General features: G+C 56.8%; 9 protein-coding genes and 2 pseudogenes. 3 read left to right on the top strand and 8 right to left on the bottom strand.

Annotation, left to right across the window (positions count from 1 at the left end; all coding sequences use genetic code 11):
- The 3 genes and pseudogenes from MSKU9_RS08250 to MSKU9_RS18770 form a co-directional block, all read right to left on the bottom strand.
- A partial coding sequence (locus MSKU9_RS08250; RefSeq protein ID WP_141260337.1) for a transposase occupies positions 1-215 on the bottom strand: 215 nt, incomplete at its 3' end.
- A 98-nt stretch (positions 216-313) separates the two neighbouring features.
- Positions 314-463: pseudogene (locus MSKU9_RS08245) on the bottom strand (transposase); the annotation flags it as partial.
- Entirely contained in the window at positions 411-545 is a 135-nt protein-coding gene (locus MSKU9_RS18770; RefSeq protein ID WP_264371843.1) for a hypothetical protein, read from the bottom strand. The gene MSKU9_RS18770 and the pseudogene MSKU9_RS08245, both read right to left, overlap by 53 nt.
- 312 nt (positions 546-857) lie before the next feature.
- Between MSKU9_RS18770 and MSKU9_RS08240 the strand changes: the two genes are divergently transcribed.
- A complete protein-coding gene (locus tag MSKU9_RS08240; protein ID WP_141260812.1) occupies positions 858-2,162 on the top strand; it encodes an MFS transporter in 1,305 nt (434 codons plus the stop codon).
- 20 nt (positions 2,163-2,182) lie between these two features.
- Here the strand turns inward: MSKU9_RS08240 and MSKU9_RS08235 are convergent, their stop codons facing one another.
- Positions 2,183-2,335, bottom strand: a complete 153-nt coding sequence (locus MSKU9_RS08235; RefSeq protein WP_305067310.1) for an LbetaH domain-containing protein — start codon at positions 2,333-2,335, stop codon at positions 2,183-2,185.
- A gap of 213 nt (positions 2,336-2,548) precedes the next feature.
- Positions 2,549-2,907: pseudogene (locus MSKU9_RS18550) on the bottom strand (TetR/AcrR family transcriptional regulator); the annotation flags it as partial.
- Positions 2,908-3,230: 323 nt separating this feature from the next.
- Here MSKU9_RS18550 and MSKU9_RS08225 point away from each other — a divergent pair.
- Complete coding sequence (locus MSKU9_RS08225) at positions 3,231-4,682, top strand: amidase family protein (protein WP_227002414.1); 1,452 nt, start codon at positions 3,231-3,233, stop codon at positions 4,680-4,682.
- 296 nt (positions 4,683-4,978) lie between these two features.
- On the opposite strand, the gene MSKU9_RS08220 is transcribed toward MSKU9_RS08225, so the two are convergent.
- From MSKU9_RS08220 to MSKU9_RS08210, 3 genes are all read right to left on the bottom strand, one after another.
- Positions 4,979-5,719 (bottom strand): DUF72 domain-containing protein, encoded by a 741-nt coding sequence (locus MSKU9_RS08220; protein WP_141260809.1) that lies wholly within the window; start codon positions 5,717-5,719, stop codon positions 4,979-4,981.
- A 236-nt stretch (positions 5,720-5,955) separates the two neighbouring features.
- Positions 5,956-6,501, bottom strand: coding sequence for a hypothetical protein (locus tag MSKU9_RS08215; protein ID WP_141260807.1), 546 nt, complete (start codon positions 6,499-6,501; stop codon positions 5,956-5,958).
- Entirely contained in the window at positions 6,498-7,697 is a 1,200-nt protein-coding gene (locus MSKU9_RS08210) for a DUF3500 domain-containing protein (RefSeq protein WP_141260805.1), read from the bottom strand. Before MSKU9_RS08210 ends, MSKU9_RS08215 begins: the two co-directional genes overlap by 4 nt.
- A gap of 178 nt (positions 7,698-7,875) precedes the next feature.
- Here MSKU9_RS08210 and MSKU9_RS08205 point away from each other — a divergent pair, with 178 nt between their 5' ends.
- Entirely contained in the window at positions 7,876-9,507 is a 1,632-nt protein-coding gene (locus MSKU9_RS08205; protein ID WP_141260803.1) for a tannase/feruloyl esterase family alpha/beta hydrolase, read from the top strand.
- Positions 9,508-9,668 lie beyond the last annotated feature (161 nt).

Raw genomic sequence — 9,668 nt, 5'->3', positions numbered from 1 at the left:
CTTTCACACCAGCGGCGCAGACGCCGGTGCACGTTTTTCCAGTCCCCGAAACGGGCAGGAAGGTCGCGCCATGGAATACCCGCGCGATAGCGATACAGCACCGCCTCCACGAACAGACGGTTGTCCGCCGCAGTGCCGCCGACATAGCCTTCTCGACCGGGAAGAAAATCCTTTATCCGCTCCCACTGGTCATCGCGTAAACTATAGCGCCGCATCTGTCTGTCTCCCCCAAAAAACGGGAAAACAGTCAGCATACTCAGACACAAAGTACAACCCTCACCTACCACACTCAGGGCTTAACTGACGACACGCCGTAGTGCGTCTTGTATGGGCCGTATTCCGGGGGCGCATCACGCCAGCGCAGACTATTTCGGTTCACGAGAATGATCCCGCTCAGCATTCGGCGGTCATCAACCCGAGAGCGGCCATGGCTCTTGGGAAAGAACGGCCGCAGATGCTCCATCTGTTCGTCCGTCAGCAAAAACAGGCGTATAGTCCGGCAGGCGCAGGGCGCCCTGCACCGCCTGTTTGGTGTCATCGAACATGCCAACCGTTCCATTCCGCACGATTTCGGCAAGGTTACGGTCGCGCGAGATGCCCATAGGCAGGCAAACGCGTCATGTATCGTCAGGTCGTCTGCCAGCACATAGGCACCAGCCAGAGCCCGCCTGGTGTCCAGTCCTGATCGAACAGAAGTGGGCAAACGCTGCATCACCCACCGGCGCCACGCGTCCCTTTGACCAGCCAGGCATCCGGATCCGACTGGATTTGCAATGAATCATGTATGGCGTGGCTTGTCGTTCTGGCACCGCATGATAACGTCCGTCTGAACCGGACATGTCAGGGACAATGGAATAATGAAAAGTATTCAGATACTGCCCCTGAAGGAAAAGATGGCCTATGGCTGTGGTGATGTCGCCTCCAACATGATGTGGGGCATGACGTCATCCTATCTGATGTATTACTACACGGATATTTATGGCCTGCCGCTGGTCGCCGTATCTTGGATATTGCTGGTGGCCCGTGTTGTTGATGCTTTCTGTGACCCGGCCATCGGCTATATCGTTGACCGTGTGGGCGGCCTGATCGTGCCGCGCCTGATCCGGGTGCTTGCCATTCCCTTCGGCATAACGGGATTCCTGTGCTTTCTGGCCCTGCCGCTTTCGCCTACGGGAAAGGTTCTGTGGGCGGGACTGACCTATATCGTGTTCGGTGCGATCTATTCCTGCATCAATACCCCTTATGGCGCGCTGGCGGTCATGATCAGCCGTTCCGCAACGCAGCGTGTTGGCCTGAATGCATTCCGTATGATGGGCTGCCAGGCCGGGTCGCTGTTTGTGGCGCTGCTGACCATTCCTGCCATTACTTGGCTGGGCGGGGGCGAGAGTGCCGTGCAGCACCGGTATGGCATGGCGGTCTATGTTCTGGGTCTATCGGTTCTTGGCAGTTTTTTATGGCTGTGCGTGGCGCGAGGCTGCACCGTGCGGCATCCGCCAGCACCCGTGCGGCAGGATCTGATGGTCACGCTGCGGTATCTTTGTGGCAACCGGCAGTGGGTGTTGAGCAACCTGCTCGCATTCTTCTATTTCATGGGGCAGGCAGCCCTTTTCGGGTTTGCCCTGTATTACGCCCGCATCGTTCTTGGTGGCACGGAGCAGCTGGGTGCCAATATCATTACTTTTATTACTGTGCTGCTCTTTGCGGGCGTGCCCGTTTGTCTTCCGCTTGCCAGACATCTGGGGACTGTCCGCAGCGGGATCGTATGCCTGATTGCGCAGGGGGTAGCCTATCTGTCCATGGCTATGGCAGGGATGTCCATGACTGGTTTTTTCCTGTCCGTAAGTCTTCTGGCACTGGGGCAGGGGGTGATGTCCCCATTGTATTACACCCTGCTGGCACAGGCCGTGGATGATGGTGATTCACGGACATCGACCGGATCTGCAGGTCTGGCGTATTCGATCAATACATGGGTCACGAAACTGGCGATGGGCCTGACCGGCTTCATTCTGGCGCAGTTCCTGTCACAGGGCCATTATGTTGAGAATGGAGCCACGCAGCCACCGGAACTGTCCGCGTGGATTACGGCAGGATTTGTGTGGCTGCCGCTGGGGACGGTCTGCATGCAGGTCTTATGCCTTCTGGCATGGCGCAACAGGGGCTGAGTATTCTATTGGCGCAATAATCAGCTACGCAAAGGCCATGCCGGATTGTCCGCCACCTTTGCACAGGAGGTGACATCGTGCGTGACCACACTGCCGGCACCGATAATTGTATTATCCCCGATCGTGAAACCGGGCAGGATAATGACGCCGCCGTTGATCCTGACCGGTACCACGTCCCGCACGACGCAGCCTAAAGTTCAGGAACACATTGTCCCCCAGAAGATATTATAGCCGTAATCACAGTAGAAAGGCGCGCGTATGGTGGTGTTGTGCCCAACCCGCGCCCAGTCGCTCATGCACGGTAGCGTCCCGACTGTCATATCGGGCCAGCCATCCGGCGCACTGCGCCATGCCGTGCTGCCACGAGGAGGGTCCGGGCGGGAGCCGTTTTCAGGCGAGCAATTACTGGCGCCTGACATGATCAGGCATCTGCCCAGATGTGTGTGGGCAGCCTGCATGTGCGTTGAACCGCGCAACATAAGTTCCATGGCATCGCGCGGTGGCAGGCTTGCGTCCCGTAAAGGCGCCATGAGCTGCCCATAGATTACCAGGTATCGCTGTAAGACTTCCCGGAACAGGCTTCCTTGGAGCCGAACGCGGCATGGAGGTTTGAAGGCGAGATATTGCCCAGCAGGTCTTGATATGGGTCAGGGGGCGGTTCATAGCCCTGCGCCCAGAAAAGAGATGTGGCGGCGTCAATTGCCTTGTCGCGGTCAAACTCACGGGGACGCCCTGTCCGCACCATGCTGCTGTTCCTTTGGAAAACTTTCATATTAAATGCTCCAGAAGTAATTACCAGGATTTGCAGTCCTCATATAGTGGAACTGACCTGTATATTTCCCCTGCGCAGAAAGGGTAGATGGTGGCCGCTTGCCACCATCTGGTCTCGATCAGAATTCTTCGTCCTGAGAACAGGAGGTATTGCCATTCGGCTGTTCAGCGCGCGGGGGTGTCGCAATTTCTGCTGTAGTCATTCGCCTTTTTCCGTGATTGTGAATCGAGACGGTATCGAATCGATCTTCATGACGCTAAAGAAAATATTCGATGAACCGCATGGGACATGAAATGATGGCTGCAGCCCGAATCACTGCCGACGTGACCGATCTGTGTGATCTTGACGCTGCAAGCCTGCTTGGCGCCTATGCCAGTGGTGAGGTCTCGCCTGTAGACGTCATGCGGGCAGTGCTTGAACGTGCGCATGCGTTACAGCCGGTTCTCAATCCCTTCGTACATATTGATGACGATGCGGCACTTGCCGCCGCGCGCGTATCCGAACGGGCATGGCGCGGCGGCCTGCCGGTGCGGCCACTGGAGGGGGTACCGGTATCCATCAAGGATACGGCCATGGTGAAGGGCTGGGTGCTGGGGCGTGGATCGCGGTTGTCCATAGGACAGGCACCGGCAACCGAAGATGCCCCGGCCTGTGCCCGTATCCGTGCGTCCGGCGCATTGATCTGGGCTTGTACCACGACCTGCGAAGGGGGATGGAAGGCGGTGACGGACACACCGCTGACGGGGATCACGCGCAATCCGCATGACCCGAGGGTTTCGCCCGGAGGCAGCAGTGGCGGGGCGGGTGCCTCGATGGCGACTGGATGCGGGCCGCTGGCACTGGGAAGTGATGGCGGTGGTTCCATCCGTGTGCCAGCAAGTTTCAGCGGTGTGTTCGGGTTCAAGGCCACTTATGGGCGGGTGCCCCAGTGGCCCATGAGCATTCACTATTCCGACTTTTCCCATTATGGGCCGCTGACCCGTTCGGTGGCGGATGCCGCACTGATGCTGTCAGTTATTGAAGGTTATGATGCCCGCGATCCGTACAGTTTCCCGCGCGCGGCACCCGATGCATTCACGGCAGGGCCACTGCCCCTGTCTGGTCTGCGCATTGGTGTGACGGATGATTTCGGTTGCCTGCCTGTTGATCCGGAAGTACGCGCGGCGTTTCATGCCGCGGTTGCTATTGCGGAACAGGCCGGGGCGGTAATCTGTCCCGTCCCGGCATTTGCGGACTGGCGTCCGGATTATCGCGTGCTGTGGCAGTCCCGTGCCTGGCAGGCCCTGAAGACCATTCCCGCAGACAGGATCGATCTGGTAGATCAGGAGTTCTGGGCCGAGGCGCAGAAAGGACGTGACCTTGATGCGCAGGTTATTGCGGATGCGCATGCTGCACGGGTACGTTACCGGCAGGAAGCGGGTGTCATGTTCCAGAATTTTGACATTGTCCTGTCGCCCGCCGTCTCCATCCTTCCGTTTGAGGCAGGAAAGACCGTGCCGGATTCCTCATGGCCGGACTGGCTGGAATGGGGTGGGTTTGCATTCCTGAATAACCTGACCGGACAGCCAGCGGCATCGCTGCCGATCGGTTTTTCCGCGACGGGGTTGCCGATTGGCATGCAGGTTGGCGGGAAATCCATGGATGACGTGACTGTCCTGCGCGTCTGTCAGACGTTGCAGGGACTCATGCCGGATGCCTGTAGTGTACCATCCACGCTTATGGCGAAGCTGGAACAGTCTCAAAACTGAAATCCGGACCGCGACTTCATTTGTGTTGTGGAGGGGATGATGGAGAAATTCATTATCCCCTGACGGCATTGCCCGGTCAGCCAGATATGCGGCCTGCAAATAATGGCGCAATCAGGTGAGCGAAGGGCGTGCTGCCAACGACATGATGGGAATATGTGTCATTTCTGGTAGTGACCAGAGGAAGTAAATTATTTATTAAAAATCCTGCTTATAAAGTATAAATAAGTTTGTGGGTGCTGCCTTTTTTAGGTGCGTTTCCTGGAACTTTAAAGGAATATTTTAATTTTCGTGGTCTTTCAAAGACAGCCAGTCATATTCTCAATGATTTCCATAAGCTCAAACGCGTTCTGGGTGGCGGCGCCATAGGTGGTATTGTCATAAATCGTCCAGACATCAATGCCGCGCATGGCAAGCGACGTGACGGTTTTTGCTTGGGCTTCAATGGTTTCCCTTGCATACGCTGATTCATAAACGCGGGGGGAACCATGCAGCCGAAAATAGGCCAGGCCGTTCCAGCCTCCGGGCTGTGCCGCAAGGAATGGCTTGGCCGGATCTGCCGCAACCCGCGCTATCTGCAGCCTTTCCAACATATGACTGATTTCTGGCATGAACCAGCTGGCATGCCTTGGTTCCACAACGATGGGGCCAGTGATTGTAGTTTTCAGGTCATGGAAGAAATGTTCGGCGCTTTCGCCGGGATAGGTAAAGCTTGGGGGAAGCTGGACCAGTATGGGACCGCGTTTGTCACCCAGACCACCGGTTTCTTCGGCAAAGCGTTCAATAAGCGCATGGCAGTCGATCAGACGGCGTTCATGCGTGATTGTTTTGGGCAGTTTGACGGAAAAGCGGAACGCGGGCGGCACGCTTGCGGCCCAACGCGCGTAGGTCGTGCGTTGGTGCGGCCGATAGAAACTGCTGTTGATCTCGACCGCGGGGAAACGCGCGCCATAGCGCTCCAGATGCGTGCCGACCGTGGGAAATTGGCTGGCAAGTGCGGAGGGGATTGACCAGCCAGCGACACCGACGCGAATGGACATGAACTATTTCTCCTGTAATCGGATAATAACGCAAGAAAATTACAAGACCATGTCGTTTTGAAGCCTGATTTTGTCGAAAGTCATTTATTGATATATGAAATTTTTTAGTAGCGCCATTTTTTGAATGGTACCTTCTGAATGTTTGTGAAAAAGCTTCGCCCAAAAAAATCTTTATTTTTTAAGGATGTTTCAAAGGCAGGCTTTTCGGAACAGTTTCCGGGTGCATGGGCTGCAGATTACGGTTCCACCGTGAAATCCAGTTCGTAAGTGGACTGATTGACTGAACGCTGCTGTCGCTGGATATGAATGGCCCGGTCATGGGGCAGCAATCCGTTGACCAGATAGACCATATCCGGGTCACTACCATGATTGGTATAGACCAGCCGATATGATCCCGGTGTCAGGCTGGTCGTTATATGAAAGTACAGGCTGATAACGCCACTTCCCGTCCGTAGGGTCGTGACAGATGGAAACGCAGCCCCACCGGTGGTGAGGGAAACCGGGTTACCGTTAATGGAAAATGATAATCCCTGCCTGATCCATGCACCGTAAGCCTGCTGTTCCTGTGGTGACAGGATGCCATCGCCATTGCTGTCAATCTGGTGAATGACACCGTATGCCACATCCGCGCCGGGCGTAAGCCGCAGGGTCACGGCAATGTCCTGCCGCGTGATATCAATGACCGTGGCCTGCAGGTATTCATCCAGACGGTGCGCACCTGCCGGACTGCAGGTTGTTGCAAGCCCCGCTGCTGCCAGCAACATGGTCATGGCGTAATTCATGGCATGGTATACCGGGTGCCATAGTCGTTGGTGGGGTCACGATAGACGGTATGCACATGCATGGTCGGGTCGTCGCCCACACCCTGCGGTGAAAACTCGATCAGCAGTCGCGGTCCCTGAATACGGTAATAGGATGATCCGTTGCGGCCGGGCGCATGCGTGGTGGGGCCGCTCCATGCAAACCATGTATTGTCCAGATCGTCCCTGATTTCCTTCAGGCGCGGGACGGCATAGGCATCGTTTATGATACCTGCCCATTCTCCGATTACCCCCATCAGCAGGTCTTTCTGTGTCGTGGTCAGCGCAGAGCCTTTTATTCCTTCGGGAATGAGGGTTTCACCTTCATGTCCCGGTCCCTGCACCAGATCCTCCACCTTATATGAAAGGATGGCCTGTTTGCGCTGTTTTGCGTCAAAGGCATCCAGCAGGGCAAAGGCCCGGTCATTTTCACCTGCCAGAACGCGTACGCTCTTTCCATCCGCCTGATAGATTGCAGGTTGTGCCCCCGTCAGGGTCGGCGTCATGACGCCATGCATGCCGTCAATAACAATGTTAAGTCCCAGATGGTGGCCGCCAAACTGCACCATCCATGGGCTGGTCATGCCCGGTTCACCAAAAATCGCGATGGTGTAGACGGCTCTGCCGGACGCGAACGGCGTGCCGGCATCTGCCAGCGCCTGATCGCCTCCCATTATGTCCATTACCTTCTGGTAGCCTTTCGGGCTTAACACTGTCTGCAACAGGTGTAGTGCGGCGGTACGCTGGGCAGGTGTCAACTGACCCATCCGCAGTCCTGGTCGTAGCACGTCACTGACCGGAAAGTTGGACCACACCGATGTGCCATAACGTTCGCCTGTGAAACCGCCGGGTGGTCCCATGCCCGGCCCGCGTGCCGTGGGTGCGCTGACCTGCACGTCCGTTACCGGCTGGACGGGCTGGTCGGGGGCGCTGCGTCGGAAACGGGCAAGTGTGCCTGATTTTTGTGTAACAAAGGGAAACTGTAATTTCGCACGGCTGGCTGCATCGAATAGCCCGAGAAAGGACTGCGCTGCGGTGACGACCGCCTGTGTCTGGCGGGCGGCCGTATCTTCTTCCGTGCTGGCTGAAACCGTTGCCGCCCGGGCCGGAACCGTGCGGGCCATGACGGGTAGTATGGCCAGAAACAGTCCACCCGCCACCAAGGAAATCTTTTGCATCAGTCCCCTAACTTTTGCCATTGCGCGGAATTGTCATCGTGTATGCGAACACTGCCCGCCCCCAGTCATGGGATCAAGGTCTTTCCCTTTTGCGTATTTCCTGTCCAGAATGCCGCCTGTCGTCATGTCGGCGCCCTGTCCATGGGGGTGTTCCGGTACTGACCCCGATTATGTTGCAATGACCCGTCAGGAAACTGTCATGTCCCGTCCTGCGCCACTTTCGAAATCTTCATGCGGCCTGTCGCGCCTGTTTTTCCTGCTGGTGGCAGGGACAACCCTTGCAGTACCGTTTGCGATGCTGGATACGGCGGATGCCCATGCTACAGGCTGCGCCGATCTTGCCCGCCGTGCCCTGCCGGATGCGACCTTCACCACGGTGGAGACGGTACCCGACGGACGCTGGCAGCCACCGCAGGACCAGTTGACCCGCATCATGTCAGCACCCGGCATGAACGTGGCCGGTCATCCGACACAGGCTCCCAATCCCGCTTTCTGCCGCGTGGCCATTACACTGCACCCGTCTCCGGATTCCCATATCCGTACGGAAGTCTGGCTGCCGCTCAAAGGCTGGAATGGCAAGCTGCTGGGGGTTGGCAATTTCGGCTGGGCCGGTTCGCTCATGTATTACGGCATGGCGACGGGGATAGCCGAGGGCTATGCCGTGGCCAGTACCGATACCGGGCATGACAGTTCCACCCCCGAAGGGCAGGGGGGACGTTTTACGCTGGGTCATCCGGAAAAGATGATTGATTACGCCTATCGTGCCGACCACCTGATGACGGTGATGGCAAAGGCGCTGATCCGGAATTTCTATGGCCGGAAGGCAGTGCATGCCTACTGGATTGGCTGCTCACTGGGGGGGCTTGAGGGGCTGATCGAGGCCAAACGCTATCCCGAGGACTATGACGGGATCGTGGCCGGTGCACCGCCCAATCCGATCGTGAACTTCAATGCCGAACAGCTATGGGCCGGGTGGATGAGTTACCATAATCCGGCCCTGCGCGTATCGCATGACAAATTTCACCTGCTGAACGCGGCAGTCATGAATGCCTGCGCATCACCCGTAGGCAAGAAACAGGGGTTTCTGGAGGAGCCGGACAAATGCACCTTCACGCCTGAACAGTTGCAGTGCAAGGGGAAGAATACAGCAAAATGCCTGACCGCGAATGAGGTACAGGCCGCCAATAACATCTATCAGGGGCCGCTTGACCCGCAGACGCACCAGGTCATCTTCCCCGGCGCGGCGAAAGGGAGCGAGGACGGTTTTTCAGCCGACGGCAAAGCATTCCCCGTAGCTCTCGACCTGTTCAGATATGCGGCTTTCCAGAACCCGGACTGGGACTGGACAACGCTGAAATGGGATACGGACATACAGGAAGCCGCGCGCAGGGTCGGTCCACTGCTGCATGTGGATGACAACCTGACGCCTTTCTTCCGTCATGGCGGCAGGCTGCTCATGTATATTGGCTGGAACGACGGACATAACCCTGAACAGCTGGCTGGATATTACCAGTCCGTCCAGCGCAATGCCGGACCCGCAGGCGCGGATGCGGTGCGCCTGATTACCATTCCGGGCATGGGGCACTGTTATGGTGGGACTGCGTGTGACACATTCAGCAAGCTGGGGGCGATTGATGACTGGGTCAGCCACAGACAGGCGCCAGAACAGGTCATTGCGGCACGCGTGGACAATGGGCAGGTCGTGCGTACCCGGCCACTATGCGCATGGCCGAAAGTTGCGCGGTATGATGGTCATGGCAACATGGATGATGCAGCCAGCTTTGCCTGCGTGTTACCCGATGCCCATTAAGGGGCCGCCTGTAAATCGTAAAAGTTTTTGGTGCAGTTTTTTTTAATATTCGGGGAATGCCGCCTTTTTGAAAAAAGATGGTATCCAAAAAACTTTTATTATTTTTTCAGGTAATGGGGGCTGGAATAATAGTTAATAAATCCCCCTTGTGACAGATGTCA

It is taken from the genome of Komagataeibacter diospyri, assembly GCF_006538165.1.
GTDB lineage: Bacteria > Pseudomonadota > Alphaproteobacteria > Acetobacterales > Acetobacteraceae > Komagataeibacter > Komagataeibacter diospyri.
The sequence above is the reverse complement of the archived record's forward strand: the minus strand, read 5'-3'. Positions and strand labels throughout refer to the sequence as shown.